Here is a 26469-nt window from a genome sequence, read left to right as displayed (position 1 = left end):
CGGCGGAAAGAAATGTTAATTATGGGAGGAAATCATGGATAAACTAGAAGCATTTTTCAAGAAACACAACATTCATATCAATATCAAAAACCCCGATGGCACGTACAACGGGGTTTTGTTATCCAGTCTGTTCTCACTAGGTCTAGTAGCAATTAAACAAATCTTTGGTATATTTGGAATTAACTTTCCAATTGATTATCAAAGCATTGCAGATTTGATTACTACTTTACTTACTATTTTTGGAATGTTGGGGGTTGTTAGCAACGTAACGAAAGTTAATGCTCCAGGAACAGAAAATAAAGAAAAGGAGACTCAAGATGCTAATGAGAAAAAATAAAATTAAAGTTATTGCTACCGGGCTTGCTGCTTTGTCAGCGAGCTTTTTATTTGCAGTCAATTTGCCAAATGCTCATGCCGCTAACATCAATTATCAGTATCAACTGACAGGCAGTGAGGGTTCACCTTATCGCACTAACAATAAGATTATTGTTGCGCATGAAACCGGTGGTGAGGCTACTGCACAAAACAATGCTGCTTTTGAAAAGAGAACATGGTATTCTAACGGTGCTTATGTTCAATACATCGTCGGAAACAACAATGCTGATCAACCTGGTAACATTTATCAAATTGGCCAACCTGGCTATCAAGCATGGGGAGCTGGTTCATGGGCAAATGCTAATGCACCAGTCCAAATTGAATTAGCGCGAACTTACAACGCACAAGATTTCAAAGTAAACTATGCAACATACATTAATTTACTTCGAGAAAGTGCACAAAAGTATGGCATCCCATTAGATACTGATTCTGATGGTTACGTTGGCGTTAAGTCACATAACTGGATTAGTAATCACATTTGGGGCGATCACACTGACCCGTACGGTTACTTGTCTCAAATGGGCATTACACCAGCACAGTTTGCTCATGACGTTAAGTACGGCGTTGGCAATGTAAATACTCCAACTTACACACCGACTCCACAGCCTCAACATCAAAACAAACCAATTCAAAAACCACGAGCAAATAACTCTGATTTCCATTCAGAAAATGCAACGTTTACCAATGGTAATCAGCCAATCAACGTTCACTATGCACCATCTGCGAGTGCAACTAGATCAGGTAGACTACCAGCTTACGCAAGCATTAGATACTACGGTTATGTAGTACAAAATGGCTACGTATGGGTTGTTTATACTGGATTCAACGGTAAGACTCTTTATTGTCCAGTTCGACCTGTTGGCCAGGCCGCTTGGGGAACATTTAGATAATATCTTTTCACATACAACGTAAATCAACAAAGCCCACTATCCTAGGATAGTGGGCTTTTTGTTTTTTAAATTTTGTGATACAATTTATAAATCAAATTTAGAGGTGCGAACTAATGTTAACGATTAGTGGAAAACAAGAACTGAAAGAAACAATTGAAACAATCGACAATTCATATTCTTCGTTAACATTGAAATTCTTTAATGAATATAAATGCAATTTAAATTTTAATAAAATGTACCTCAGCGATGCAATATCTTCAAACACATTTTTAGTAACTGCAGTAAATTATATAAAATTTATGTCTAGTAATCTTTTTTGTGATGGCATGGTTGAATTATATACATTAGGAATTGATGCTAGAGTTAAGACATTAAAATCACTTCATGACAAAATGGATCAATATCTTGCGAACACTAAAACACAAGGCAAAATTATTATTAATAAATCTGTCAATGATTTAGTCGGGGTTAGACTTTTAGTAAGTGATTTAAATGAAAATGTTGATGAGTATGTTGATTATTTAAAAGAGTTAAGAGACAGTGAAACGATTATTGATATTTATAGACCATATAAAAAGAACAAGTCCACTAGTAAATATAGAGCCGTACATGTCTACTTAAGAGACGAGAATAACCATTTTTCATGGGAAATACAACTGTGGGATCCAAAATCAGTTGCTGATAATTATGCCGAACATAAAAAACATGAAGTCAATAGAAATAAGTACTAATTGTATTATTTTATTTATATAATATGTTACCATTTAACAAAGAAGGGGGAGGTGTTTAAAATGTTTCATTTAATAGAATTGGTAAGATTAAAGGGACAACAAGCATTTGCTTATCACTTTTCTTCAAAAAACATTATGGAAATTAAAAAGCAGCATGAACTACTTTTTAAGAAATATCCAAATTACGAAATAAGCACACATGTTTTACAGACTAGTAATCCATCATGGGATTCTGTCTATAAAATGGATCCATACTTTTGCGATGTGTCATGTGTTGATAATTTTGAAGATTTTGGTGAATTATTAAATAGTCAAGTTGAACTCTCTTCCGTTGATATTTGTAGTTACATTTTAAGATGCCTTCACGATAAGCTAAATATTTGGTGGATTTCTCCTAAGAAATTAGAGAAGTTATTATATCTAACTTATGCTGACTTTCTTGTTACAACAAGAAAGGAGTTATTTCCTCAGAAATTTGGTGCATGGGATTATGGACCGGTTGAACCATTTTCAAGAATTAAATATTTAAGAGACAATTTGCCTGCTGCAGATGAGTCCACGGATAAGATATACGCTTCAAAAGATATGGATTTTATATTGAATAGTGCTAATAAGATAATTGAAAATTATGGTAATATGGACGAAAAGTTACTAATTAATCTTACTCATAAAAGTGGAAGCCCTTGGTCTAGAAATTATATAGAAGGGCAAAATATTCATATTTCTGACGATGATATTATTAAGTATCATTATGTTGAAACAGAATAGTAAAAAGCTCACCAATTAATTTGGTGGGCTTTTTTTGTATTCAATATCAACTATTTTGAACCTGCAGATAATCTGCAGAATAAATAACTATAAATGCTGATATATCAACATTCTATTTAATTTACCTGCAGAAAACCTGCAGCAAATATGCAGAAAAGTCTTTCGATTTGCGTTTGATTTGCGTTTGAAAAATACACAAAACGTTGATATATCAACGATATTTAGACGTCATTATTGTTTGAATTTCTTTCGATTTTTACATAAAAAAGGTTGATACATAATACTACAGGTAGTATTATAGTATTTGTAAGTGAGGAGGTGAAAAAGTGTTAGGACACATAATAAAAGAAGCCCTTACAGACTTTGCAAGTTTATCAACTGGTTCACTGGCTGTGTATGAGTTGATAAGAAAAATCTATAACGACTTCTTCAAAAAGTGAAGGATTGGGACGAAAGTCCCTCTCTTTCGTATACAAAATTCTAACACAAGTTATGATAAAATACATTATATCAATATTATTAGTAATAGTTGGATTCTTATCAGGTGATATTATGATTCAGCTTTTAAGTACAGCATTAGCTTTATTCATTACTCTTTTAGGAATAAAGGAGAATCAAAATTAATGGCAAAAAGTCAAACAGAATTAAATAAACAATGGCAAAATAAGAACAAAGAACGAGCGAGGTATTTGCGATATCGTTCGACTGCCAGAACATTTATAAAGAATAGGGCAACATTGGAAGATATAGCAGAACTCGAAAAGTTACTAAAGACAAGGAAAGAGGAACTTGAAAATGATCAAAACTCTAAATGAATTAACTAAATATGAAAAAGTAATGGCACAAAATGTTGCTAACAAAAGAATGGAAGACTATGAGAAAGATTTAAATAATTACATTGATTTTGATGTAACTGAAAAGAACGGTAAGAATATAGTTATTCCTGGCAATCTTAAAAGCATTAAAATAACATGACTGATCAAGAAAAAAGTTTCACAACATGAAAAGCTAAATAAAGCGTTCGCACAAAGTGAAGAACCTATTACTAAAAATTGGGATGCTAAATAGTTTTGGTCTCACATTTGGTCTCATGAGTTTTACTTTTATTCATTTTAATACTACTTTTATTTAGATAATTAGCGTTTGAATAGTTATAAACAGTGAATAAATATGGTATTTATGCCCATACGGGTAATTCAAATATGATAATGCCCTCAAACATAATTATGTTTGAGGGCATTTTTTATAAATAAAATTTTTTATAAATAAATATGAGGAGGATTTGGATATGTGCACTTCAATTATTATTAAATCTACAGATGGTCATCCGTTTTGGGGCCGTACGATGGACTTTATGGTTCCACTTTTTGATTCCCCTAACGAAAAAGCAGCTGTCTCAACTAAAATCGTAAATATTCCCGCAAATCAGATAATTCAGTCAGAATTAAAAAACTGGCGTAGCAAGTATGCGGTTATGGGGATTGGCCCTGACGAAGGAAGTCTTCTGTTTGATGGTATCAACGAAAAAGGAATCACCGGAGATCTTCAGGTTCTTCTGGAAACCACTCATGGAAGTGAAACAGATTTAAAAGCTCGTAATCTAACACCAGTTTTTGGTGAGGAATTTGGGACATATGTTTTAACTCAATGTGCAACGCTTGATGACATCAGAAAACTCGCTAAGGCCACTGGATTGATTGATAAACCTTATGTTTTTCATGGAAAAGCTGGTAAGCTTCATCTTCATTACACCTTTTCTGATGAAAACGGGAATTCCATTGTGCTTGAAGCGACGGACAATGGTAGATTTAAAATATACGATAGTATTGGAGTGATGACCAATAGTCCACAATATTCATTTCATACTACTAACCTTAGAAATTACGTTTCGTTAAATGCTTATAATCAGAAGCCGACTAAGATTGGTGGAAAATTTCCGGTTAATCCAATTGAAGGTGGTACTGGATATGGAATGTTTGGGATTCCAGGAGATTATTCTTCACCATCGCGGTTTATTCGGGCAACTTTTATCTCGAAAAACATTGATGAATTTTCCGATGCTGAAGGAATAAGCACTTTATACAATTGCTTTAAGCCATTCATCGTTCCAAAGGGTATCAGTCGAAATCCTGATTTGCCGCAACAATGTGATTCTACTCAGTATTGGGTTGGTTATGATGTTAAAAACAGGACCTTATATTTACAAACACCAAGCTGTCCGACGATGACCCGTGCTACTCTTGATCCTAACCGCACTGAAATTGAGAAATTTGACGTTGATCAGACGTGGAAAGTTAATGAGCCTCAGTAAATTCAATCTGGAGGCAATTTGCTCTCTTAATTTTTAGAGAAATTGGTATAATTGAGGTTATTAGGAGAATAAAAATGAATTTTTCAAAGACAAAAGCTAAGATTAAACAAATGATTGAAAACCAGAGTATCCCAGGTGCGGCATTTTCGTTTATCACTGGGATGAACGTTGAAAGCGATGAGATGGGATTAAAGCAAGTGGAGCCAACGAAAGAAGCCGTTGGACCAAACGACGTTTACGACATTGCTTCTTTGACCAAAGTGGTCGGGACCCTGCCAGTTATCATGCGATTACTTCAAGATGGACGGATTCACCTAGATGATTCTGTTTCTGACTATTTACCAGAATGGAAGTATCCGGAGGTTACAATTCGTCATTTGTTGACCCATACTTCTGGAATTGAAGGGTACATTCCCAATCGAAATCAGATGAATATCAATCAGCTTCGTGAGGCACTCTTAGGCCTTCATGTAGGTGATGATTTTAACAAGCAAATGAAATACGAAGACGTGAACTATATTTTCTTAGGATGGATTGCTGGGTTGGTAATGGGAATTCCTATTCAACCACTGATTACGCAAATGGTCCTAAAACCACTTGGTTTAAATGACACGACTTTTCACCCAGAAGTGCAACGTTCTGTTCCCACTACATACAATGAAGAAACCCGTACTAATTTGCAGGGTGAAGTTCATGACCCGAAGGCGCAAATCTTGGGCGATGATTGTGGTTCAGCTGGGATGTTTAGTACTTTAAATGACTTGTCTCGTTTTGCCCAGTGGATGCTTCAGGTTAATAGTCGTAGTAGCATCTTTAATAATGAGACGTTTGATGAATTGTATACCGATCAGACGCCGATGGAAGATGGCACCCGGTCATTTGGATGGGCTTTAGCTGATTACGAAGGTCATCCGTACATTTGGCAGTCCGGTTACACAGGGGTGGTAATCGTACTCAATCGGGACCAAAAGAGTGGCTTTGTCTTTTTGTCTAATCGGGTTCACCCTCACTTAAGTGATCATTTCATGGAAGATCGAAATGACTTAATTAACACCTATCTTGATGAATTATTTAATTAGATTAAAAACACGTTTGCTTTAATTTAAGACAAACGTGTTTTTCTTATTTATAAGGAACTTTAAGATGACTGTTTTCCAAATCAATCGTGTACTCAATCTCTTGATTCCCGCGCTGAGTCATCTGAAAGTCAGTTCCGTATAGTACTAGTCCAAGTTTTCTGCCAGCTGGAAGGTGGTAGAAGGTTGGTTGTAAAGTTAAGTCAATATCATAAAATCGGTTTGGGACCAATTGATCGTTTTGATAAGCAGAATGGCGATTCTGAAGGTTCATATGTCCAAACGAAATCATTTTATTTGGTGTTGAATGCTTATTTAAAGTGAATTCCCGTAGATCATCCGTGTACCATTTGTGTCCTAGTAGAATTCCCTTGGGCTCAAGAATGGTAGGGGTAACATTCAATCTTTTAGCGTCCCCATAATCGACCAATTGGGCTGACAAGAGTCCGACGTTCTTAGACGTGGCGATGCGTAGATGAAGGGTACTAAATCCCGAAATGATTTGATCTTCACTAAAAGATATTGTCTTAAAGATCAAACGGTGTCCTTTTAATGAACTGTTTGAATCAAGTAAGTCTTTTTCCCACCGTGTTGGATGAGAACAGTATGCCTTAAATCGCGACAAATCCAACTGGTCTTGGTATTTAAGTTGGCCTTTGTTTGAAGTTTTGCTTAGTTTTTCATCATTTAAGTAGTATTTTTTACTATGATTATCAAGCCAGTTATTCTTTTTGTTCCACGTTTCCGGCTTGACGTTGTCTTGCACAATCATATTTGGGATTTGGTTCATTATGTTATTCTCAATCCCATATAACTCATGTGAAATCCACATGTTGACGATATCGTTGAAATCAAACGAACGAAAGGCGTTGATGTAAATGTGTTGACCTTGGTGAAGGATAATCTTTTGATTGATTGGAAGAGACCTGATTCCTTGCCATAGTTTAGCTGCGTTGACTGGTTTAACATTCCAGTCGTTTAAGCCCTGCACAAGCAAGACATCGGCTTTAATGTTTTTAACATTGTTTCGATAGTTTCTTTCGTCCCAAAATTCGTTGTAATTTCCGGTAGTACGGTCCATCTGTTTTTGCATAATTGATAAGTAGCGATCAAAGAAGGGCCGGATCTGGAAATTATCACCAGGATTGAGACTTCTACTGAATGTCTCAGCCGCTAAAACGTCAGCGTCTTCTCCCTGAAATCCGCCGGGAGCCATTACAAGGCCATTTTCACGATAATAATCGTACCAAGAAGAGATGGCGGCTTCTGAAATAATGGTTTTAAGGCCGTTCACTCCAGTGGTTGCTGCAGCATTGGCAAGGGTTCCTAGGTAGGACCGTCCGGTCATTGCTACATTACCATTGGACCAGTCAGCTTTGATCTCGATGTTGTCCGTGCGGTTGGTGAATGCCCGCCGTTTATGATTGAGCCATTCAATCACCGCAACTGTTGAATCGGTTTGTTCGGGAGAACCGCACGTCTGAATTCCGTCAGAATCTTTGGTTCCAATACCAGCTGAATAAACCACTGCATATCCCCGCATTAAGAAGTAGTCATTTAAAGTATAACCGGGCTTTGCAACGTGTCTCTCAATGGCTTCATCGGAAAAACCTTTTGGCGTTCTAGTACTAAACTTTTGGGGTTGTTCTTCATACATAATGTCAGAATAAATGGTATCATCTGGTTCTTTTCGAATAATTGGTTTGTTTACATCATGAGTGATTTGGTCTCCAAACGCATCGTTTGTCCCTTGGTCGTACGGACTAGCCGTATAAAGAGTTCCTAGCTTGAAACTAGTTTTGGGACGGGTGATCTCAGCTTTGATTAGATCAGCTTTTCCGTCCTTATCAGAATCAGTGTCGGTTTCAACGTAGACTGTCTCATAAATGAGGTCTTCTGGTTCAAAAATAGCCTGCGCTTTGCCATTAAAGAAGAGGGGCTTATCTTTTGGAAATCCCTTAAAGAATCCCTGGTTTGCTAAGTGATCAAGGTAGGTTTGACCAGTCTTGTTATGGGTGGTTAGTAGAAGGTACCAAGCTTGAAGTAAGTCGTCTATGTCCCACTTATCAGGTTTATTGAGGTACTTCAAGTTAATTTTTTTCATTGCTTTCAGTGGTTCATCAACATGAAAGTCGACGTCTGCTTGAAATTCAAGCAGTTGGAGGGCAACTAGGTAGAAAACCCGTTGGTTGACTTCACCATTATTTTGCAAATAATCGCCAAGTCGTTTATCTGGAGTCGCTAGTCGATTATTCAATTGCTCCATTTGACCACTTTTATTGTTTACGTTAATAAGCGTTTTACTAAGTAATTTCAAAAATGCTTCTGGAACGGTTTTAGAATTTTCGATTTCGGTTGGATTAAAGCCAACTTGGGCTAACTCCCGTTTAGCGGTGTTAAGGTTAACTGGTATTTGTGCGAACTGATTATTTTTCATGTCATCCACCACTCCCTCTTTTCAGTAATTATGCCATAACCAAAGAACGGTGTTAACGAATTATGACTAAAAGTCCTTATGGATTGTGTATAATGGAGTTAATCTAAATGGGGAAGTGTTATTATGCTAATTTGGATTCATTTATTAACGTGGTTGGTTCTTTTTATTGTGGTTTGTATCGCTCTTTTTTCGAACTGGCATTTTAAAGTCATGACGATGATTGCCAGACTCTGTTATGTGATTTTAATTATTTCGGGAATTTTTCTGATCCCATTTGCATGGGGACGTGATCCAGTCTTGACGATTATCAAGGTTGTTTGCGCGTTACTATTGATTGGTCTGATTGAGATGGCGTTTGCCTTTAAATCACAACAGAAACTTTCAGGATGGTTTTTGTGGATGACCGTGATTGCAATTATAGTGGTGGCAATTCTTGGATTGCTTCTAGCAGGTGGTCGACCGTTTATTCATTTTATGTAAAAAAAGAAGCACTACCAATTTAATCGGTAGTGCTTTAATTTTAGAATGATTCAACTTTTACTTTTTTCGTATCACCCGAAAAATCAGTATCGGGATACTTCTTTTCAAGGGCATTAAACATCATACGCTTAGCCAAGTTACCGTTTCGGGCTAAAATAGGGCCATGAAAGTAGGTACAGACGGTGTTTTTGTAAATGGCACCTTCTGTACCATCCTTGCCGTTGTTGCCATGTCCCTTAATGACTTTTCCCAGTGCTCGTTCACTTGGTCCTAAGTAGGTCACTCCAGCGTGGTTTTCAAAGCCATGGTATTTTTCCTTGGTTTGTTCGTTTTGAATTTCAATGTTTCCAATGAAACGATTGTCCTTCATTGCATCCGTGTAGTGATCAAGGGCACCAATGCCAGGAAGCTTTTCGCCATTAGCTGCAACGTAGTAGTTTCCAAGTAACTGGAAGCCACCACAAATTGCAATAACAGGCTTGCCTTGTTCAATGAAACGTTTAATTTCGTCCTTTTTGGTTTGAATGTCTTTTGAAACAATGGTTTGTTCAAAGTCTTGTCCACCACCGAAAACCATGAAATCATAATCGTCAGCGTTGAACCCTTCTTCTAAACTAACAACGTTTGAGGTGACCTCAACGCCAATCTGTTTAGCGTAATATCGTAACGACAAAATGTTACCGATATCACCGTAAGTATTCATTAAGTCACCATATAAGTGAGCCACTCGAATGGTTTTTGTCATTAGTCCATTCCTCCTTTAATGAATCCTTTTTGTGCTAGTAAATGTCTGAATTGAAGCATAGCCGTGTAAGTGGCCAGAACGTAAACCTTTTTAGTGGGAAGCTGCTTAATTTGTTCCAAGACTTTTTCAATGTTTGGTTCAATGATGTGATTGTCGTCATGAACCCCAGCAACCTTTAGCCTGAAAGTAATGTCTTTGTATCGTTCACCACCGGAAATGAATTTTTTAATGTTCATCTTTGGCAGACGTTCAAAGTCGCCATCCCAGATCCAACTCGTGTCAATTCCGTCAGCATAGTTAGCATTTTCAAGAAAGACAAACGAAAATGGTTCTTTTTCATGAGAAATCATATCAATGACTTGGTTAAGTCCAACTGGATTTTTAACTAACACAATGGTTATTTCCTTGTCACCAACTTTGATTTCTTCTTGTCTTCCAAAGAGTCGTTTGTTGGTTTCAAAAGCGTGTTTAATTTGATCAGGACGAACTCCCATTTGTCGACCGGCCGCATAAGCAGCTAGGGCATTGTAAATATTGTACGTCCCACCGACGTCAATCGAATACTGATTTCCATCAATGTCGAAGGTCGAACTAGTAGGGGTTTCGTCCACCACTTTGGTGACTTTGTAATCTAGTTCTGGGCGATGGAAACCGCAGTTGGGGCAGAAATAGTCACCTAGATTTCCGTAAGTGATGTAATGATAGTGCATAATGTGTGAACAAACGGGACAAAGAACACCATCTGTGTTAGGGGCTGCCTTGATGTCTTTATCAGCTGGTTGATCTTGAAAGCCATAGAACACTTGTTGATTTGGCATTTTTTTAGAGTTAAAAATGGCAGAATCACCGTTTGCAACCACTAAGGCATCTGGAGCTAGTAAGACCCCATTTAAGATTTTTTGGTAGGTAGTGTAAATCTCACCATAACGATCCAGTTGGTCACGGAAAATATTGGTCAAAACAAACATCTTTGGTTTGATAGCTTGAACAACCGGTTTTACGTTGGCTTCGTCAACTTCTAAGACTGCAATTGGATTTTCACCATATTTGGGATGCTTTGCTTGTAAAAAGGTTGAGACAATTCCCTGAGTCATGTTAGATCCAGTTGGATTAGTCAGAATTTGATCATATTCTTCCTTTAAGACTTGAACGATCAGTGCGGTAGTCAAAGTTTTACCGTTCGTTCCTGACACAATAATCACATCGTAATTTTTACCCAGCGTCTTTAAAATGTTGGGATCAATTGCAGTGGTTATTTTTCCTGGTAATGAGCTACCACGGTGCAAAAAATTATGCAGGAACCAGTAAGATGACTTACCAGCCATGGTGGCAATTCTACTCTGAAATGACATAATGAGTTCTCCCTTAGAAATGATTAGTTTTGCACAATTAAAATAATTCTATCATAAAATTACGCTTATAAGTAAGAATAGTAACTAATTTAAGAAAAAGCAATTATTCAAATGGTAGAACAAATTTTGAATTTGGATGCGAAAAAGTGGTAAATTCGATATAATGAAAAAGTTAGTGAAAATAGAGAAAAGGTGATAGCTTGGCACAACTATTCTTTCGTTACGGAGCAATGAACAGTGGAAAATCAATCGAAATTATTAAAGTCGCTTATAACTATGAGGAACAGGGTAAATCAGTTATTTTGATGACAAGTGGTGTTGATACCAGGGAAAAGAAGGGGACCATTGCTTCTCGGATTGGGTTCACCCGTAAGGCCCTTTCAATTAATTCCGATTCAAACGTATTTAAAATGGTAAAAGATGAAATTGAAAAGCGCGATGAACCCATTAGTTGTGTGTTAGTTGATGAAGCCCAGTTTTTAAATAAACATCACATCTTCGAATTAACCGAAGTGGTTGATCAATTACATATTCCGGTCATGGCATTTGGACTTAAAAACGATTTTCAAAATAAATTGTTTGAGGGATCGAAGTATTTACTATTGTATGCGGATAAGATTGAAGAAATGAAAACGATTTGTTGGTTTTGTGAAAAGAAAGCCATTATGAACCTAAGAGTCCATGATGGGAAGCCCGTTTACGAGGGCGAGCAGATCTTTATGGGTGGTAACGAGTCATATTATCCTGTTTGTCGTTATCATTATTTCAATCCTCCGATTGAAGCACAAAAGAATAAGGAGTAATAAGAATGGCTGAAGCCGATATGGATAAAATTTTTGATAAATTACAATCCGTTTCTGACAGATATGATGAATTAAACGAACTAATCAGTGATCCAGAAGTGATTGCTGACACCCAGAAATTCATGAAACTCTCAAAAGAAGAGGGCAGTCTCAGAGAAACGGTTGAAACTTACAATAAGTATAAAAAGATTAGTAAACAATTAGATGATGATGAGACCATGTTAAGAGAGAAACTTGATAGCGAAATGGAAGACATGGTCAAATCCGAGATTAGTGATTTAAAGGATCAGAAAACGCAACTTGAAGATCAAATGAAGTTGTTGTTGATTCCTAAGGATCCTAATGACGAGAAAAATATTATCATGGAAATTCGTGGAGCAGCTGGTGGAGATGAGGCCAGTTTGTTTGCAGCGGACTTGTATAACATGTACACCAAGTATGCTGAACGGCAGGGATGGAAGATTGAAGTGATCGATGAAACTGATACTGAAGTTGGTGGTTTTAAAGAGATTGTTTTAATGATCACTGGTGATAAAGTCTATTCCAAGTTAAAGTACGAAAATGGTGCTCACCGAGTACAACGAATTCCTTCGACAGAATCGGCTGGACGAGTTCACACTTCCACAGCTACCGTTGGTGTAATGCCTGAGGAAGAAGATGTGGACATTGACATTGATCCAGGCGATATTCGAACGGATGTCTATCGCTCCTCTGGTGCTGGTGGTCAACATATTAACAAAACTTCATCAGCCGTCCGAATGACCCACCTCCCAACTGGGATTGTGGTTGCAATGCAAGATGAGCGTTCTCAACAACAAAACCGTGCTAAGGCAATGCGGGTTTTAAAAGCGCGTGTCTATGACTACTACAAACAAAAAGAACAGAATGAGTACGATGAGAAACGGAAAGATGCCATTGGAACGGGTGACCGTTCTGAACGAATCCGGACTTATAACTATCCTCAAAATCGAGTTACTGACCATCGAATTGGATTGACCTTGAACAAGCTAGACAAAATCATGGATGGTGACTTAGATGACATCATTGATGCATTAATTGTTTCTGATCAAGCTAAAAAATTGGAGAAATTGAATGACTCAGAAGCTTAGAAATAATGCAACTGTTTTTGAAGCCCTTAAATGGGCTTCTTTGCGTCTGGAGCAAGAAAGTTTGGATCCTGATCAAGGACGCCAGGTGATGAGGTCTTTGATGGGATGGAATTTGACGGATTTGCTGATGAATTATCGGTTTAATTTGTCTGATGATCAGGAAGCTAAATTTATTGAAATGATAGAACGGGTTCTAAATCATGAGCCACTGCAATATGTAATTGGAACTGCTAATTTTTATGGATACACGTTTCAAGTTAATCCCAGTGTTTTGATTCCAAGGCCTGAAACGGAAGAATTAGTGGAATGGATCTTAAATGATTACGATGATCATCCTATTAACGTATTGGATGTTGGAACTGGTAGTGGTGCCATTGCGGTTTCATTAAAAAAGCAACGCCCAAGTTGGAAAGTAACTGGTTCTGATATTTCACTTAATGCATTAAAAATTGCTCAAAAAAATGCAACGTCAAATCACACCGAAATTAATTTTGTTCAGAGTGACCTATTTGGCGCTTTTAGTGAACAAAAATTTGACCTGATTGTCTCTAATCCACCATATGTGGGTCAAAATGAGATTAAGTATATGGATGAAAGTGTCTTAAAATATGAACCACGTCAGGCTTTATTTGCTGATAATAATGGACTTTCAATCTATCAGAGAATTTCGCGTGATGTTGATGCTCATTTAGAGGGAGATGGCTCTCTTTATTTAGAAATTGGCTTTAGACAGGGAGATCCGGTTCAAAAGATTTTGATGAATGATAATAAAAGACGGTCGGTTCGTCTCCGAAAGGACATGGCAATGCGTGATCGAATGATTAAAATGAAATAAAGGAGAATTTTTAAAATGGATACAAAGATATTTACGCCGGATCAGATTGATGCGGCCGCAGAAGAACTTAAGAAGGGGAACCTCGTTTCTTTTCCCACCGAAACAGTTTACGGACTAGGGGCCGATGCTACTAATGTCTCAGCGGTTAAAAAGGTTTATAAAGCTAAGGGACGTCCAAGTGATAACCCATTAATCGTTCACGTTGCTGATGTTGAGACGGTTGAGAAGTATGCTCAACCGTTAGACGAAGAAGTAAAAAGATTAATGAAAACGTTTTGGCCAGGTCCATTGACAATCATCTTAAAGTTAAAAAGGGGTGCACTTGCTAAAGAAGTTACTGGTGGACTTGATACCGCTGCTTTTCGAAATCCTGATAAACAGTCAACTCTAAATTTGATTAAGGCCGCTGGTGTTCCATTAGTAGGTCCATCAGCAAATACGTCTGGCAAACCCAGTCCTACCCTTGCAAAGCACGTTTATCATGATTTAAATGGTAAAATTGCGGGGATTTTAGACGACGGTGCTACTGACTTTGGGGTTGAATCGACAGTTATTGATATGTCAACAGGGAAGCCAGCAATCTTGCGTCCTGGTGCAGTTACCGTTGACCAGATTGAAAAAGTCGTAGGCCCAGTTGACGATGCCGTTCATCATGTTAGTGCGGATCAGGTTCCAAAGGCTCCTGGAATGAAGTACCGTCATTATGCCCCAGATGCTCAGGTTCAAATTGTTGACCATAAAGATGACTGGAAGCGAGCGGCTGATTGGATTAAAAAACAAGATGGGACTGTGGGAGTTATGGCAACTGACGATGTAATTGATGCAGTTGACTGGCCAAACAATGCAGAAATTTACAGTCTTGGAAGTGATATTAATACGGCCAGTCATTTACTATTTGCCGGACTTCGTCAATTTGATTTAGAAGATGGCGTTGACAATATTTTGACACAGGGATTTACCCCAATTGAATTAGGGGAGGCTTACATGAACCGCTTAAACAAATCCGCAGGACAAAAGCACTTTGAATAGTATACTTAATTCAAATAGTGAAATGAGGTAGATATCATGTCAGACAAAGAGTATGAAAAGATGGATCCTGAACTTTGGGATGCCATTCACGGTGAAAAAAAGCGTCAAGAGGACACAATTGAGTTGATTGCATCCGAGAACATTGCCTCAAAGGGTGTCCGAGCCGCCCAGGGCTCCGTTTTAACCAATAAATATGCGGAAGGCTATCCTGGTCATCGTTATTACGGTGGCTGTGAGTATGTTGATAAAGTGGAGACGCTGGCCATTGAACGAGCAAAAAAGTTATTTGGTGCTGAGTATGTAAACGTGCAACCTCATTCCGGCTCTCAAGCTAATCAGGCTTCATATGCCGCTTTCTTAAAGCCGGGAGATAAGATCCTTGGAATGGACCTAAATGCCGGTGGACACTTGTCACATGGTGCTAAGGTCAACTTTTCTGGTAAGATTTATCAGTCGTTCACTTATGGCGTTAATCCAGAGACTGAGCAACTTGATTACGATCATATTCAAACAATTGCAGAGGAAGTAAAACCGCAAATTATCGTAGCTGGTGCATCTGCCTATAGTCGAATCATTGATTGGCAGAAATTTAGAGAGATTGCTGATAGTGTGGGAGCCTACTTAATGGTAGATATGGCTCACATTGCTGGTCTGGTTGCAACCGGATTACATCCTAGTCCAGTAGGAATTGCCGATGTAGTGACAACTACGACTCATAAAACCTTGCGTGGTCCTCGTGGTGGAATGATTTTAAGCCAAGATAAGTACGCCAAAAAGATTAAATCAGCTGTTTTTCCTGGGACCCAAGGTGGTCCTTTAGAACAAGTAATTGCTGCTAAGGCGGTTGCCTTTCATGAAGATTTACAACCCGATTTTGTTACTTATTCCAAGCAAATTCTTAAAAATGCGAATGCCATGGCTGACGAGTTCAATAATTCCGAACATTTACGAGTAGTTTCTGGTGGAACTGATAATCATTTAATGACCGTTGATCTGACTGATACCGGTTTAAATGGTAAACAAGTTCAAGATATGTTGGATTCATTAATGATTACCACTAACAAGGAAGCAATTCCAAATGAAAAGTTGAAACCAACTTTAACTAGTGGACTACGAATTGGGACTCCCGCGATCACTTCAAGAGGGTTTGATGAGAATGATTCAAAGAAAGTTGCTGATTTAATTATTAAAGCCATTGACAATTACGATCAACCCGATGTTTTGGCTCAAATCAAGAGTGACGTATCCAAATTGTGTAAAGAAAACCCAATTACACGATAAGGAGCTAGAAATTTTTTGGTATTCCTTGTGTTATAATAGGCATAAATATAATACGAAGAGGAGAGTGCGTTATGGGCGAGTTTCACGTAATGGATCATCCGTTGATCCAACATAAATTAAGCATTATTAGAGATAAGAATTGTGGGACACGTGAGTTTAGAGAAGTCGTTAATGAAATTGCTAGTTTGATGGTTTTTGAAGTTGCTCGTGATATGCCACTTAAAGACGTTGAAGTTGAGACACCTGAAGGAACTGCGCACGCTAAGAAATTAGCTGGTAAAAAAGTTGCTGTTGTTCCGATTCTGAGGGCTGGAATTGGAATGGTAGATGGGGTACTTGATCTAATTCCTACAGCCAAAGTTGGTCATATCGGGATGTATCGTGATGAAAAAACCTTTCAGCCTCACGAATACTTTTTAAAGTTGCCAAGTGATATTGGTGAGAGGCAGATCTTCGTTGTTGATCCAATGCTTGCTACTGGTGGATCTGCAATCATGGCGCTCGATGCATTAAAGAAGCACGGCGCTAATCCCAAAAACATTAAGTTTGTTTGTCTAGTTGCTGCTCCTGAAGGAGTTAAAGCGGTTCAAAAAGCTGAACCAGAAGTTGACATTTATGCCGCTGCACTTGACGATCATCTTGATCATGGTTACATCGTTCCTGGGTTAGGAGATGCTGGTGACCGTTTGTTTGGAACAAAATAAAAATAATAATTTTAAGTGAGAGTTAGTAAACTCCCACTTTTTTGTTAGATTGCTTTACGTAAGGGCCGGGTTTAAGTTTTGTCAATTTCGATTGTGAAGTAATTGTTATAAAGACTATAAAATTAGAATTTTTGGTGCTTTATAGCTTTGAAATTTGCCTGAAATGGTGGTATTATTTCATCAGATTTGAATAAGTGAGCTTTTGACTTGTTTGAATATAGAATCGCAATTATTCAACTACTTTTTATGGCACGTTTTTTATTGCGAGTGATAATAGTTGCGAAAAGAGGTGATATCTGTGGAGCCAACTCGTACTTTTCAATTTTTAGGTCTTACTTTCAACGTCAGCAATATGATTTCTGGTGTGATTGTGGCTGTTGTTTTGTTCGCTTTTATATTCGTCTGCTCGAGAAACCTGCAGTTGAAACCAAAGGGGAAACAGAATTTATTGGAGTACATGATTGATTTTACAAATGGAATTATAAAGTCAACGATTGGTAATGATGCGCCTAAGAATTATGGACTATGGGCATTTACGCTATTCTATTTCATCTTAATAGCTAACTTACTTGGTTTGTTCTTGCATATTCAGGTAGGTAATATTGTCTACGTCAAGAGTCCTACGGCCGATCCAATCGTCGCTTTGACGTTCTCATTAATGTCTCTGACATTTGCTATGTATTGTGGTGTTGAGAAACTAGGTTATAAGGGACACTTTAAGGGATTCTTACAGCCTGTCTTCTTGTTCCTACCGATCAACCTGCTTGAGGAGCTTACGAACTTCTTAACACTTGGAATTCGTGTTTATGGGAATATCTTTGCTGGTGAATTGTTGGCCGGGATAATTGCTAATTTAGCATTTTCAAATGGATTGTGGCTGATTCCAGTCGCTGCCCCACTTGAGTTAGCATGGCAAGGATTCTCAGTGTTTATTGGCTGTATTCAAGCCTATGTATTTGTAACATTATCATCTGTATATGTTTCTCAAAAATTATCAATTGAGGAATAAGAAAATAGGAGGATTATATTATGGGAGCTATTGCTGCTGGAATCGCAATGTGTGGTGCCGCTATTGGTGCCGGAATTGGTGACGGTTTAATTATTTCCAAGATGCTTGAAGGTATGGCACGCCAACCAGAATTATCAGGAACACTTAGAACTAATATGTTCATTGGTGTTGCCTTAGTTGAAGTTATGCCCATCTTGGCCTTTGTTGTTGCCTTCTTGGTTATGAACAAATAGAGAAAACATTTTCTTAGTTTAGAAAAAGGAGGTGTCAATAGATGTATACACATTTAGTTATTGCGGCTGGATTCAATGTTGGTGATATGCTGTTTTATGCCATCTTGTTCTTACTCTTGATGTGGATTGTTAAGATTTTCGCATGGAAACCCGTCACAAAGATAATGCAAGATCGTGCAACTAAAATTGCCAACGATATTGATTCTGCTGAACAATCACGTAACGATGCTGCTAAGTTAGCCAAAGAACGTGCCGATGCATTACAAAACTCGCATGACGAAGCAACTAAAATCGTTAGTGATGCTGAACAAGCTGGTCAAAAACGTCGCGACACAATTATTTCCGATGCTCAAGATGATGCTAAAACCTTAAAGGATAAAGCTCATAAAGATATCGAACAAGAACGTGAAGACGCTTTAGCAAGTACTAAAGATGATGTGGCAGATTTATCTATTGAGATTGCTTCCAAAATCATTAAAAAGAACTTAAATGCTGATGATCAAAAAGCATTAATCGATTCTTATATTGAAGGGCTAGGTAATACAAATGAGTCTAGATAAGGTTACACTTGCCAAAAGATATTCTAATGCGCTCTTTCAAGTACTAGAAGAACATGATGAGTTAGAAACTGGGAACGCTGATTTAATGGCGATTAAAGACATTTTTCAAAGTGACCTTGGTTTATCTATCGCATTAGCAGGACCAGTACTTGATCTTAAGCAAAAAGATTCGATCATTAATTCTTTGATTGATGGCGCAACTTCTCAGTACGTCAAGAATTTTGTAGAGATGGTCTATGACTATGGACGTATTAATGATATGGTCGCGATTATTGATGAATTTGGCAAATTATATGATAAGAAGCAAGGAATCGTGCGTGCTAGCGTAGTTACAGCAGTTCCAATGAATGACGAAGAGAAAGACAAGTTAACCAAGACATTTGCCAAAAGGGTTGGTGCTAAAACAGTTGACTTATCTGCGAAAGTAGACAGTAGTATTATTGGCGGTGCGATTTTATCGTCAGATAACGTTGTTTACGACGGAAGTGTTCGTACTAAAATTAAAGAAGTACGGAATTTGCTCTCTTAGTCGATAAGATATCTATATTGAAGAGGTGAAACTTTTATGAGCATTAAGGCTGAAGAAATTAGTGCCCTAATTAAAAAACAATTAGATGGCTACAAAGACGAACTTAACGTCGACGAGACTGGTGTCGTTACCTATGTTGGTGACGGTGTTGCTCGTGCATATGGTCTAGATAATGCTTTATCCGGTGAATTACTGGAGTTCCAAAATGGTGTTTATGGAATGGTGCAAAACCTCGAAAGCAACGAAGTTGGTATCGTTGTTTTAGGTGACTTTACAGGTATTCGTGAAGGTGACAGTGTTAAAAGAACCGGAAGAATCATGGAAGTTCCTGTTGGAGATAATATGGTTGGACGAGTTGTGAACTCATTAGGCCAACCAATTGATGGTAAAGGTGAGATCAAGACCGATCAAACTGCTCCAATTGAGAAAAAAGCACCTGGAATCATGCAACGTCAAAGTGTTAAACAACCACTACAAACTGGTATCAAATCAATTGATGCTTTGGTTCCGATTGGTAGAGGTCAACGTGAGTTGATCATTGGTGATCGAAAGACTGGTAAGACTTCAATTGCAATTGATACAATCTTGAACCAAAAAGATCAAGATATGATTTGTATCTACGTTTCAATTGGACAAAAAGATTCAACTGTTAGACAACAAGTAAACACCCTCCAAAAGTACGGTGCGATGGATTACACAATCGTCATGTCAGCTGGTCCATCTGAGCCTGCTCCCTTGCTTTACATTGCACCATATGCTGGTGCAACCATGGGTGAGTATTTCATGGATAAGGGTAAAGATGTTTTGATTGTTTTCGATGACTTAACGAAACAAGCTAATGCTTATCGTGAACTTTCCTTAATTTTGAGACGTCCACCTGGCCGTGAAGCTTATCCTGGTGATATTTTCTACACCCACTCACGTTTACTTGAACGTGCTGCTAAGTTGAGTGACAAGATGGGTGGCGGTTCGATGACCGCTCTTCCAATTGTTGAGACGCAAGCAGGGGATGTCTCCGCTTATATTCCAACCAACGTAATTTCGATTACTGATGGTCAGATCTTCTTAAACTCTGACATGTTCTATTCTGGAGACCGTCCAGCCGTTGATGCTGGTACTTCAGTTTCTCGTGTTGGTGGAGATGCCCAAATTAAGGCAATGAAAAAGGTTGCTGGTACATTACGTTTGGATCTTGCTTCATATCATGAACTTGAATCGTTTGCTCAATTCGGTTCTGATCTTGATGAAGCTACTAAAGCTAAGCTGGATCGTGGATCTAGAACGGTGGAAGTCTTAAAGCAACCACTTCATTCGCCACTACCAGTTGAAAAACAAGTTTTGATCTTGTATTGCTTAACTCATGGCTACCTAGATAAAATTGCCGTTGATGATGTTTTAAGATTCCAGGATGAGATCTTCAAATTCTTTGATACAAATTATCCTGACCTACTTGAAAGCATTAAGAAAACTGGTGATCTTCCAGATGAAAAGAAGCTAAACAGTGCAATCCAAGAATTTGCAAGCACCTTTAAGCCTTCAGCTAAAGGTGACAGTATAGTTAATAGTAATTAACTTGAAGGGAGGATAACAACTAATGGCTGAATCGATGAATGATGTAAAGCACAGAATCGCATCGACCAAGAGTACACGTCAGATTACCGAGGCGATGCAGATGGTTTCAACGGTTAAGTTGAACAGAATTCAGGCACATACAGAGAACTATAATCAGTATGTATCTAAGGTTAAGTCTGTAATCGCTCATCTGGCTCAGTCCGATTTGTTAGAGGATAATAAACCTTCAAGTCAAGATTCAAAAAATGCTAAGAAAAAGACCGCCTATATTGTAATTTCATCTGATCGTGGAATGGTTGGAAGCTACAATAGTAATGTAATCAGAGGTGCCAATGAGTTTATTGAAAAGCACACTCCAAATACTGATGATTATATGATTTTAGCAATTGGTGGTAATGGTGCAGACTTCTATAAGAAGCGTGGAGCAAACGTTGCATACGAAAATCGCACCGTTTCAGATGTTCCTACTTATACCGAAGCTCAAGGGATCGTTAAGACCATTACCTCCATGTACAATGATGGAATTTATACTGATTTGTACATTTGTTATAATCACTTCGTTAACCGAATTTCCTCTGATTTTAGGGCTGAAAAGCTTCTTCCCATGGATAAAGAGTCAATTCAATCATCTATGGATGATAAGAATAGTGGTCAAGCTGGATCTGATGTCAAAGTTAAAAACTTGATTGAAGATTATGATATTGAGCCATCTGCTAAGGCTGTGCTTGGTGTTGTAATTCCTCAATATGCTGAAAGTTTAATGTATGGAGCGATCTTGGATGCCAAGACAGCTGAACATGCTTCCAGTTCAACCGCAATGAAATCAGCCACTGATAATGCCGATGATTTGATTTCATCACTTGAACTCAAGTATAACCGGGCACGACAGGCAGCTATCACTACTGAAATTACAGAAATTACTGGTGGTCAAGAAGCATTGAACCATTAATAGATGGGAGGAATTAAAGCATAATGAATACTACTGGTAAAGTACAACAAGTTATCGGGCCAGTTGTTGATGTTAAATTTCCCCTAGACGGTGATTTACCAGAAATTAATACTGCTTTGAACGTTAAAAAGGGTGACAACAAGCAATTAGTTGTTGAAGTTGCTCTTGAGTTAGGTGACGGAGTGGTACGTACCATCGCTATGGACGGAACCGATGGTTTACGTCGTGGGATGGATGTTGAAAATACTGGTGCTCCAATTGAAGTGCCAGTAGGTAATGATACTCTAGGTCGAGTATTTAATGTTTTAGGTCAGCCAATTGATGGTGGACCAGAATTTGGTCCTGATCAAACGAGATGGGCCATTCACAGACAACCACCTAAGTACGATGAGTTAAACCCATCGACTGAAGTTCTTGAAACTGGAATTAAAGTTATTGATTTATTAGCTCCATATATTCGTGGAGGTAAAGTTGGATTATTCGGTGGTGCCGGTGTTGGTAAGACCGTTTTGATTCAAGAATTAATTCATAACATTGCTCAGGGTCATAACGGTATTTCCGTTTTCACTGGTGTTGGTGAAAGAACCCGTGAAGGTAATGATATGTACTTTGAAATGAAAGGATCGGGTGTGTTAAAGCATACTGCCATGGTGTATGGTCAGATGAATGAGCCACCTGGTGCTCGTATGCGTGTGGCATTGACGGGTCTTACACTTGCTGAGTACTTTAGAGATGCTGAAGGTGATGATGTTCTTTTATTCATTGATAACATCTTTAGATTTACCCAAGCTGGTACGGAAGTTTCAGCTCTGTTAGGACGTATTCCATCAGCCGTAGGTTATCAGCCTACTCTAGCTACTGAAATGGGACAACTTCAAGAACGAATCACATCAACTAAAAAGGGTGCGATCACTTCAATTCAAGCTGTTTACGTTCCAGCTGATGATTATACCGATCCTGCTCCTGCAACAACGTTTGCCCATTTGGATGCTACCACTAACCTTGAGCGTTCATTAACGCAACAAGGTATTTATCCTGCCGTTGATCCATTGGCATCAACATCATCTGCCCTTTCTCCAGAAATCGTTGGACAAGAACACTTTGACGTTGCAAGTCAAGTTCAACACGTTCTTCAGCGATATCGTGAATTACAAGATATCATTTCAATTCTAGGAATGGATGAATTATCCGACGAAGAAAAGACGATTGTTGGTCGTGCTCGTCGTATTCAATTCTTCTTATCACAAAGTTTCACCGTTGCCGAACAGTTTACGGGTCTTCCAGGTAAGTATGTATCCGTTAAGGATACTATCGCCGGCTTCAAGGGAATTCTTGAAGGTAAGTACGATGATATTCCTGAAGACTGTTTCAGAAACTGTGGTGGAATTGATGATGTCGTTGCAAACTACAACAAACTGAAAGAACAAAAAGCAAGTCAAAGCAAATAGGAGGCTGATCTAATTGGCTGATAATAAATCGTCAGTATTAACCGTTAGTATCGTTACTCCTGATGGCGAGGTTTATTCCAATGATCAAGTCACCATGGCTATCATTGAAACCATGATGGGTGACCTTGGAATTTTAGCTAACCATGTTCCAGTGATTGCTTCTTTAAAAATTGGTGAAACGAGGTTTAAGTTTAACGGAAATGACATGGATACCGTTGCGGTCAATGGTGGATTTGCCGAATTTTCCAATAATACTTTAACCATCGTTGCTGATAGTGCTGAACGTAAAGGTGACATTGATGTATCGAGAGCTACTCATGCCCGAGAGCGTGCAGAACAGAAGATTAAAGATGCTCAATCTAAGAACGATACGGATGCATTGAAACGTGCACAAGTTGCTTTACAAAGAGCTGTTAATAGAATTAATGTTGCACAACATTAATTAAAAAAGAGGAACTTTTTAGTTCCTCTTTTTTGTTACAATTTTTTACATGGACCTCCGATTTACGACAATTGAATGATTTTATGATAGTATATAGTAAGAATGAATATTAGGAGTATCGCGTAATGAATCCATTTGGAGTTGAATCTTTAATAACAATAATTAGCCAGCTATTCTTTATTGCATTAGCTTTTTGGTCTATACAAGGAATTCACTTTGAACGGTTTTTACCAATTCAAGAACGACAAGGGAAGGTCTTGATTGTCCTCCTTTCGATCGTAATTGGTTTTATATGCAGTTCGTTCTTTATGTCATTCATTGATAACTTAAAAAATTTAACAGTACTATTTAAATAATACGTAATAGGAGAGAGTACCATGGAAAAAATTGTTGTGCATGGCGGAAACAAACTTAATGGTCGAGTTCACATTGAGGGTGCAAAAAATGCCGTTTTACCGATTCTAGCTGCTACTATTCTTGCAAGTGATGGCGAGACTGTTTTAACCAACTGTCCCATGTTGTCCGATGTGTTTACTATGAATGAAGTTTTAAAACATTTGGGTATTCAAGTTGATTTTGATAAAAGTAAGAATAAAATTACAGTGGATGCTTCTGGAAAAATTTCACCAGAAGCTCCGTACGAATATGTTTCAAAAATGAGAGCCTCAATTGTTGTGATGGGTCCACTTTTAGCTCGCTTAGGTCAAGCAAAAGTTGCTTTACCAGGAGGATGTGCAATTGGAAGTCGTCCCATTGACTTACATTTGCGTGGCTTTGAAGCCTTAGGTGCTCACATTGAACAACATGATGGTTACGTAGAAGCATCTGCTCCTAACGGACTTACTGGAACCGATATTTATTTCGATTTTCCAAGTGTTGGTGCTACTCAAAATGTAATGATGGCCGCTACCCTTGCAAAGGGAACTACCAAGATTCAAAACGTTGCCCGTGAACCTGAGATTGTTGACTTACAAAAAGTATTGAACAAAATGGGAGCAAAAGTTTCTGGAGCAGGCACTGATACGATTACAATTACCGGAGTACCAAGTGTTCATGGTGCTAGTCATGAAGTGGTTCAAGATCGAATTGAAGCTGGGACTTTTATGGTTGCCGCAGCGCTTACTGAAGGAAATCTTTTAATTGAAAACGGGATTACCGAACATAACTTACCATTAATTTCCAAAATGAAACAGATGGGGGTTAAAGTTGAACAAGAACGCGATGGTGTTCGTGTCATTGGACCCGCAAAATTAAAACCAGTTAACGTTAAGACTGCCCCATATCCAGGCTTTCCTACTGACATGCAGCCTCAAATGACAGTATTGCAGTTAAGGGCCGATGGTGTCAGCAAGCTAACGGAAACTGTTTTTGAAAATCGGTTTATGCACATGGAAGAATTACGCAGAATGGGTGCTAAGTTCGACATTAATGGCGAAACAGTCACCATGTATGGACCAACCCATTTTGAGGGCGCTAAAGTTGCTGCGACTGATCTTAGAGCCGCAGCTGCCTTGATTTTAGCTGGTCTAGTTGCTGATGGTTATACGGAAGTTACTAATCTGAAGTATCTTGATCGTGGCTACTACGAATTTCACAAGAAACTGCAAAAACTTGGCGCAGAAGTTGAGCGAATCCCAATTAAAGAAAGCGACGCAATTGCTAATGACTAACTTGATCGTTAGAAAAATTTAGATAATTTCGTATGTGATAATTCTCTTTTGCTATTCTGGATATGCTATAATTTAGTTAAACGATGTTACGGAAGGAAGTATTTTTATGGCACAAGATATTGGGATTGACTTAGGAACTGCTAACGTTCTTATATACGTTACGGGGAAGGGTATTGTTCTTAATGAACCATCTGTAGTTGCCGTTGATACTAAAACAAATAAGGTATTGGCGGTCGGTTCTGAAGCTTACCAAATGGTAGGTAGAACTCCTGGAAACATTAAAGCCATTAGACCTTTAAAAGACGGAGTTATTTCTGATTTTGATATTACTCAAGAAATGCTTTCGTATTTTATCAGTAAATTAAGCGTTAAGGGCGTTGTTTCTAAACCACAGACGATGATCTGTGCTCCTACAAACATCACTAACATTGAACGAAAAGCAATTATCCAAGCAGCGGAACGCGCAGCTGGTGGCGAAGTTTTCATTGAAGAAGAGCCTAAAGTAGCTGCCGTAGGTGCTGGTATGGATATCTACCAGCCTCATGGTAGCATGGTAATCGATATGGGTGGTGGAACCTCAGACATTGCGGTTCTTTCACTTGGTGATATCGTAGCCAGTAAATCACTTAAAATTGCTGGAGATGTGATGAACGTTGATATCGTTAACTTCTTGAAACAAGAACATAACCTTATTATCGGTGAACACACCGCTGAACGAATTAAAATGCAGATTGGAACGGCAGACGTTTCCACTCAAGATGTTAAAGAGATGGAGGTTAGAGGTCGTGACTCGGTTAGTGGGATGCCTAAATCGGTAACCATTACTAGTCAAGAAGTTGCGAGAGCTATTAGTGGTTCAATTAACTCCATTGTGTCAGGTGCAAAGGCAGTCTTAGAGACAATTCCACCAGAAATTTCAGCTGATATTATTGATCGAGGAGTAATGTTAACCGGTGGTGGTGCACTTCTTAAAGACATTGATACTGTAATTTCAAATGCATTAACGGTTCCGGTTTATATTTCTGAAGATCCTTTAGATAACGTTGCAAAGGGTGCTGGTGAAATGCTTGAGCACATGAGTAGCAATAAAAAGAGTCGTGGATTTTTCAGTAGAAAATAATTGAGAGAAAA

Annotated in this window: 29 protein-coding genes; 26 read left to right on the top strand and 3 right to left on the bottom strand. The window is 38.3% G+C overall.

Annotated elements, in window-relative coordinates:
• Nucleotides 1-34: 34 nt before the first annotated feature.
• The 8 genes from AC6UDF_RS05300 to AC6UDF_RS05265 all read left to right on the top strand — a co-directional run bounded on the left by AC6UDF_RS05300 (nucleotide 35) and on the right by AC6UDF_RS05265 (nucleotide 6154).
• Complete coding sequence (locus AC6UDF_RS05300; protein WP_500706870.1) at nucleotides 35-337, top strand: phage holin; 303 nt, start codon at nucleotides 35-37, stop codon at nucleotides 335-337.
• The gene (locus AC6UDF_RS05295) at nucleotides 324-1265 is read left to right on the top strand and encodes an N-acetylmuramoyl-L-alanine amidase (RefSeq protein WP_500706869.1); all 942 of its coding nucleotides are present in this window, start codon (nucleotides 324-326) and stop codon (nucleotides 1263-1265) included. The genes AC6UDF_RS05300 and AC6UDF_RS05295 overlap by 14 nt, the downstream gene beginning before the upstream one ends.
• 113 nt (nucleotides 1266-1378) lie before the next feature.
• Nucleotides 1379-1996 (top strand): RelA/SpoT-related domain-containing protein, encoded by a 618-nt coding sequence (locus tag AC6UDF_RS05290; RefSeq protein WP_500706868.1) that lies wholly within the window; start codon nucleotides 1379-1381, stop codon nucleotides 1994-1996.
• Between the two features lie 60 nt (nucleotides 1997-2056).
• Nucleotides 2057-2764 carry a Panacea domain-containing protein gene (locus tag AC6UDF_RS05285; RefSeq protein WP_500706867.1) on the top strand — a complete coding sequence of 236 codons (708 nt, stop codon included), beginning with the start codon at nucleotides 2057-2059 and terminating at the stop codon, nucleotides 2762-2764.
• A 623-nt stretch (nucleotides 2765-3387) separates the two neighbouring features.
• Nucleotides 3388-3579, top strand: a complete 192-nt coding sequence (locus AC6UDF_RS05280; RefSeq protein WP_500706866.1) for a hypothetical protein — start codon at nucleotides 3388-3390, stop codon at nucleotides 3577-3579.
• On the top strand, nucleotides 3560-3739 hold the full coding sequence (locus AC6UDF_RS05275; RefSeq protein WP_500706865.1) for a hypothetical protein: 180 nt from the start codon (nucleotides 3560-3562) through the stop codon (nucleotides 3737-3739). Before AC6UDF_RS05280 ends, AC6UDF_RS05275 begins: the two co-directional genes overlap by 20 nt.
• Before the next feature lie 313 nt (nucleotides 3740-4052).
• Nucleotides 4053-5075 carry a linear amide C-N hydrolase gene (locus AC6UDF_RS05270; protein WP_500694341.1) on the top strand — a complete coding sequence of 341 codons (1023 nt, stop codon included), beginning with the start codon at nucleotides 4053-4055 and terminating at the stop codon, nucleotides 5073-5075.
• 74 nt (nucleotides 5076-5149) lie between these two features.
• On the top strand, nucleotides 5150-6154 hold the full coding sequence (locus tag AC6UDF_RS05265; protein WP_500694342.1) for a serine hydrolase domain-containing protein: 1005 nt from the start codon (nucleotides 5150-5152) through the stop codon (nucleotides 6152-6154).
• A gap of 43 nt (nucleotides 6155-6197) precedes the next feature.
• Here the strand turns inward: AC6UDF_RS05265 and AC6UDF_RS05260 are convergent, their stop codons facing one another.
• A complete protein-coding gene (locus tag AC6UDF_RS05260) occupies nucleotides 6198-8588 on the bottom strand; it encodes a Xaa-Pro dipeptidyl-peptidase (protein WP_500694423.1) in 2391 nt (796 codons plus the stop codon).
• Between the two features lie 123 nt (nucleotides 8589-8711).
• Here AC6UDF_RS05260 and AC6UDF_RS05255 point away from each other — a divergent pair, with 123 nt between their 5' ends.
• Complete coding sequence (locus AC6UDF_RS05255) at nucleotides 8712-9068, top strand: DUF1516 family protein (protein WP_500694343.1); 357 nt, start codon at nucleotides 8712-8714, stop codon at nucleotides 9066-9068.
• Between the two features lie 40 nt (nucleotides 9069-9108).
• Here AC6UDF_RS05255 and AC6UDF_RS05250 read toward each other — a convergent pair whose 3' ends face one another.
• Both AC6UDF_RS05250 and AC6UDF_RS05245 read right to left on the bottom strand, forming a co-directional pair.
• A complete protein-coding gene (locus tag AC6UDF_RS05250; protein WP_500694344.1) occupies nucleotides 9109-9813 on the bottom strand; it encodes a type 1 glutamine amidotransferase in 705 nt (234 codons plus the stop codon).
• Nucleotides 9813-11165: a MurT ligase domain-containing protein gene (locus AC6UDF_RS05245; RefSeq protein WP_500708212.1), complete on the bottom strand. Its 1353-nt coding sequence runs from the start codon at nucleotides 11163-11165 to the stop codon at nucleotides 9813-9815. Before AC6UDF_RS05245 ends, AC6UDF_RS05250 begins: the two co-directional genes overlap by 1 nt.
• Nucleotides 11166-11395: 230 nt before the next feature.
• Between AC6UDF_RS05245 and AC6UDF_RS05240 the strand changes: the two genes are divergently transcribed.
• From AC6UDF_RS05240 to AC6UDF_RS05160, 17 genes are all read left to right on the top strand, one after another.
• Nucleotides 11396-11968 (top strand): thymidine kinase, encoded by a 573-nt coding sequence (locus tag AC6UDF_RS05240; RefSeq protein ID WP_500694424.1) that lies wholly within the window; start codon nucleotides 11396-11398, stop codon nucleotides 11966-11968.
• A gap of 20 nt (nucleotides 11969-11988) precedes the next feature.
• The gene (gene prfA / locus AC6UDF_RS05235) at nucleotides 11989-13077 is read left to right on the top strand and encodes a peptide chain release factor 1 (RefSeq protein ID WP_500694425.1); all 1089 of its coding nucleotides are present in this window, start codon (nucleotides 11989-11991) and stop codon (nucleotides 13075-13077) included.
• Nucleotides 13061-13912 (top strand): peptide chain release factor N(5)-glutamine methyltransferase, encoded by an 852-nt coding sequence (prmC, locus tag AC6UDF_RS05230; RefSeq protein WP_500694346.1) that lies wholly within the window; start codon nucleotides 13061-13063, stop codon nucleotides 13910-13912. The genes prfA and prmC overlap by 17 nt, the downstream gene beginning before the upstream one ends.
• Before the next feature lie 15 nt (nucleotides 13913-13927).
• Nucleotides 13928-14941, top strand: a complete 1014-nt coding sequence (locus tag AC6UDF_RS05225) for an L-threonylcarbamoyladenylate synthase (protein ID WP_500699806.1) — start codon at nucleotides 13928-13930, stop codon at nucleotides 14939-14941.
• 36 nt (nucleotides 14942-14977) lie between these two features.
• Nucleotides 14978-16222 carry a serine hydroxymethyltransferase gene (glyA, locus tag AC6UDF_RS05220; protein ID WP_500708209.1) on the top strand — a complete coding sequence of 415 codons (1245 nt, stop codon included), beginning with the start codon at nucleotides 14978-14980 and terminating at the stop codon, nucleotides 16220-16222.
• 71 nt (nucleotides 16223-16293) lie between these two features.
• The gene (gene upp / locus AC6UDF_RS05215; RefSeq protein WP_500694349.1) at nucleotides 16294-16926 is read left to right on the top strand and encodes a uracil phosphoribosyltransferase; all 633 of its coding nucleotides are present in this window, start codon (nucleotides 16294-16296) and stop codon (nucleotides 16924-16926) included.
• A 298-nt stretch (nucleotides 16927-17224) separates the two neighbouring features.
• Nucleotides 17225-17935 carry a F0F1 ATP synthase subunit A gene (atpB, locus tag AC6UDF_RS05210; protein WP_500694350.1) on the top strand — a complete coding sequence of 237 codons (711 nt, stop codon included), beginning with the start codon at nucleotides 17225-17227 and terminating at the stop codon, nucleotides 17933-17935.
• Between the two features lie 20 nt (nucleotides 17936-17955).
• Nucleotides 17956-18168, top strand: a complete 213-nt coding sequence (gene atpE / locus AC6UDF_RS05205; RefSeq protein ID WP_010021947.1) for a F0F1 ATP synthase subunit C — start codon at nucleotides 17956-17958, stop codon at nucleotides 18166-18168.
• A 41-nt stretch (nucleotides 18169-18209) separates the two neighbouring features.
• On the top strand, nucleotides 18210-18728 hold the full coding sequence (gene atpF / locus AC6UDF_RS05200) for a F0F1 ATP synthase subunit B (protein ID WP_500724000.1): 519 nt from the start codon (nucleotides 18210-18212) through the stop codon (nucleotides 18726-18728).
• Entirely contained in the window at nucleotides 18715-19257 is a 543-nt protein-coding gene (gene atpH / locus AC6UDF_RS05195) for an ATP synthase F1 subunit delta (protein ID WP_500708207.1), read from the top strand. The genes atpF and atpH overlap by 14 nt, the downstream gene beginning before the upstream one ends.
• Nucleotides 19258-19293: 36 nt before the next feature.
• On the top strand, nucleotides 19294-20829 hold the full coding sequence (atpA, locus tag AC6UDF_RS05190) for a F0F1 ATP synthase subunit alpha (RefSeq protein WP_500694353.1): 1536 nt from the start codon (nucleotides 19294-19296) through the stop codon (nucleotides 20827-20829).
• 22 nt (nucleotides 20830-20851) lie between these two features.
• On the top strand, nucleotides 20852-21778 hold the full coding sequence (locus AC6UDF_RS05185; RefSeq protein WP_500723998.1) for a F0F1 ATP synthase subunit gamma: 927 nt from the start codon (nucleotides 20852-20854) through the stop codon (nucleotides 21776-21778).
• 23 nt (nucleotides 21779-21801) lie between these two features.
• Nucleotides 21802-23226, top strand: a complete 1425-nt coding sequence (atpD, locus tag AC6UDF_RS05180; RefSeq protein ID WP_500694355.1) for a F0F1 ATP synthase subunit beta — start codon at nucleotides 21802-21804, stop codon at nucleotides 23224-23226.
• A 13-nt stretch (nucleotides 23227-23239) separates the two neighbouring features.
• Complete coding sequence (locus AC6UDF_RS05175; RefSeq protein WP_500694356.1) at nucleotides 23240-23668, top strand: F0F1 ATP synthase subunit epsilon; 429 nt, start codon at nucleotides 23240-23242, stop codon at nucleotides 23666-23668.
• Between the two features lie 125 nt (nucleotides 23669-23793).
• On the top strand, nucleotides 23794-24024 hold the full coding sequence (locus AC6UDF_RS05170) for a DUF1146 family protein (RefSeq protein WP_500694357.1): 231 nt from the start codon (nucleotides 23794-23796) through the stop codon (nucleotides 24022-24024).
• Between the two features lie 21 nt (nucleotides 24025-24045).
• The gene (gene murA / locus AC6UDF_RS05165; RefSeq protein WP_500694358.1) at nucleotides 24046-25338 is read left to right on the top strand and encodes a UDP-N-acetylglucosamine 1-carboxyvinyltransferase; all 1293 of its coding nucleotides are present in this window, start codon (nucleotides 24046-24048) and stop codon (nucleotides 25336-25338) included.
• Nucleotides 25339-25444: 106 nt separating this feature from the next.
• Nucleotides 25445-26458: a rod shape-determining protein gene (locus AC6UDF_RS05160; protein WP_500694359.1), complete on the top strand. Its 1014-nt coding sequence runs from the start codon at nucleotides 25445-25447 to the stop codon at nucleotides 26456-26458.
• Nucleotides 26459-26469 lie beyond the last annotated feature (11 nt).

The organism is Fructilactobacillus sp. X2R6C1 (genome assembly GCF_059901295.1).
This window is presented reverse-complemented; position numbering and strand designations above follow the sequence as displayed.

Excerpts from the sequence above, each read along its gene's own strand:
- upp (WP_500694349.1), top strand. The coding sequence starts at position 16,294 with ATGGGCGAGTTTCACGTAATGGATCATCCGTTGATCCAACATAAATTA.
- atpE (WP_010021947.1), top strand. The coding sequence starts at position 17,956 with ATGGGAGCTATTGCTGCTGGAATCGCAATGTGTGGTGCCGCTATTGGT.
- atpF (WP_500724000.1), top strand. The coding sequence starts at position 18,210 with ATGTATACACATTTAGTTATTGCGGCTGGATTCAATGTTGGTGATATG.
- AC6UDF_RS05290 (WP_500706868.1), top strand. The coding sequence starts at position 1,379 with ATGTTAACGATTAGTGGAAAACAAGAACTGAAAGAAACAATTGAAACA.
- AC6UDF_RS05225 (WP_500699806.1), top strand. The coding sequence starts at position 13,928 with ATGGATACAAAGATATTTACGCCGGATCAGATTGATGCGGCCGCAGAA.
- AC6UDF_RS05300 (WP_500706870.1), top strand. The coding sequence starts at position 35 with ATGGATAAACTAGAAGCATTTTTCAAGAAACACAACATTCATATCAAT.
- AC6UDF_RS05260 (WP_500694423.1), bottom strand. The coding sequence starts at position 8,588 with ATGAAAAATAATCAGTTCGCACAAATACCAGTTAACCTTAACACCGCT.
- AC6UDF_RS05170 (WP_500694357.1), top strand. The coding sequence starts at position 23,794 with ATGAATCCATTTGGAGTTGAATCTTTAATAACAATAATTAGCCAGCTA.
- AC6UDF_RS05270 (WP_500694341.1), top strand. The coding sequence starts at position 4,053 with ATGTGCACTTCAATTATTATTAAATCTACAGATGGTCATCCGTTTTGG.
- murA (WP_500694358.1), top strand. The coding sequence starts at position 24,046 with ATGGAAAAAATTGTTGTGCATGGCGGAAACAAACTTAATGGTCGAGTT.
- AC6UDF_RS05245 (WP_500708212.1), bottom strand. The coding sequence starts at position 11,165 with ATGTCATTTCAGAGTAGAATTGCCACCATGGCTGGTAAGTCATCTTAC.
- AC6UDF_RS05280 (WP_500706866.1), top strand. The coding sequence starts at position 3,388 with ATGGCAAAAAGTCAAACAGAATTAAATAAACAATGGCAAAATAAGAAC.
- AC6UDF_RS05250 (WP_500694344.1), bottom strand. The coding sequence starts at position 9,813 with ATGACAAAAACCATTCGAGTGGCTCACTTATATGGTGACTTAATGAAT.
- prmC (WP_500694346.1), top strand. The coding sequence starts at position 13,061 with ATGACTCAGAAGCTTAGAAATAATGCAACTGTTTTTGAAGCCCTTAAA.
- AC6UDF_RS05265 (WP_500694342.1), top strand. The coding sequence starts at position 5,150 with ATGAATTTTTCAAAGACAAAAGCTAAGATTAAACAAATGATTGAAAAC.
- glyA (WP_500708209.1), top strand. The coding sequence starts at position 14,978 with ATGTCAGACAAAGAGTATGAAAAGATGGATCCTGAACTTTGGGATGCC.
- AC6UDF_RS05185 (WP_500723998.1), top strand. The coding sequence starts at position 20,852 with ATGGCTGAATCGATGAATGATGTAAAGCACAGAATCGCATCGACCAAG.
- atpD (WP_500694355.1), top strand. The coding sequence starts at position 21,802 with ATGAATACTACTGGTAAAGTACAACAAGTTATCGGGCCAGTTGTTGAT.
- AC6UDF_RS05240 (WP_500694424.1), top strand. The coding sequence starts at position 11,396 with ATGAACAGTGGAAAATCAATCGAAATTATTAAAGTCGCTTATAACTAT.
- atpH (WP_500708207.1), top strand. The coding sequence starts at position 18,715 with ATGAGTCTAGATAAGGTTACACTTGCCAAAAGATATTCTAATGCGCTC.
- AC6UDF_RS05285 (WP_500706867.1), top strand. The coding sequence starts at position 2,057 with ATGTTTCATTTAATAGAATTGGTAAGATTAAAGGGACAACAAGCATTT.
- atpA (WP_500694353.1), top strand. The coding sequence starts at position 19,294 with ATGAGCATTAAGGCTGAAGAAATTAGTGCCCTAATTAAAAAACAATTA.
- AC6UDF_RS05160 (WP_500694359.1), top strand. The coding sequence starts at position 25,445 with ATGGCACAAGATATTGGGATTGACTTAGGAACTGCTAACGTTCTTATA.
- AC6UDF_RS05275 (WP_500706865.1), top strand. The coding sequence starts at position 3,560 with ATGATCAAAACTCTAAATGAATTAACTAAATATGAAAAAGTAATGGCA.
- prfA (WP_500694425.1), top strand. The coding sequence starts at position 11,989 with ATGGATAAAATTTTTGATAAATTACAATCCGTTTCTGACAGATATGAT.
- AC6UDF_RS05255 (WP_500694343.1), top strand. The coding sequence starts at position 8,712 with ATGCTAATTTGGATTCATTTATTAACGTGGTTGGTTCTTTTTATTGTG.
- AC6UDF_RS05295 (WP_500706869.1), top strand. The coding sequence starts at position 324 with ATGAGAAAAAATAAAATTAAAGTTATTGCTACCGGGCTTGCTGCTTTG.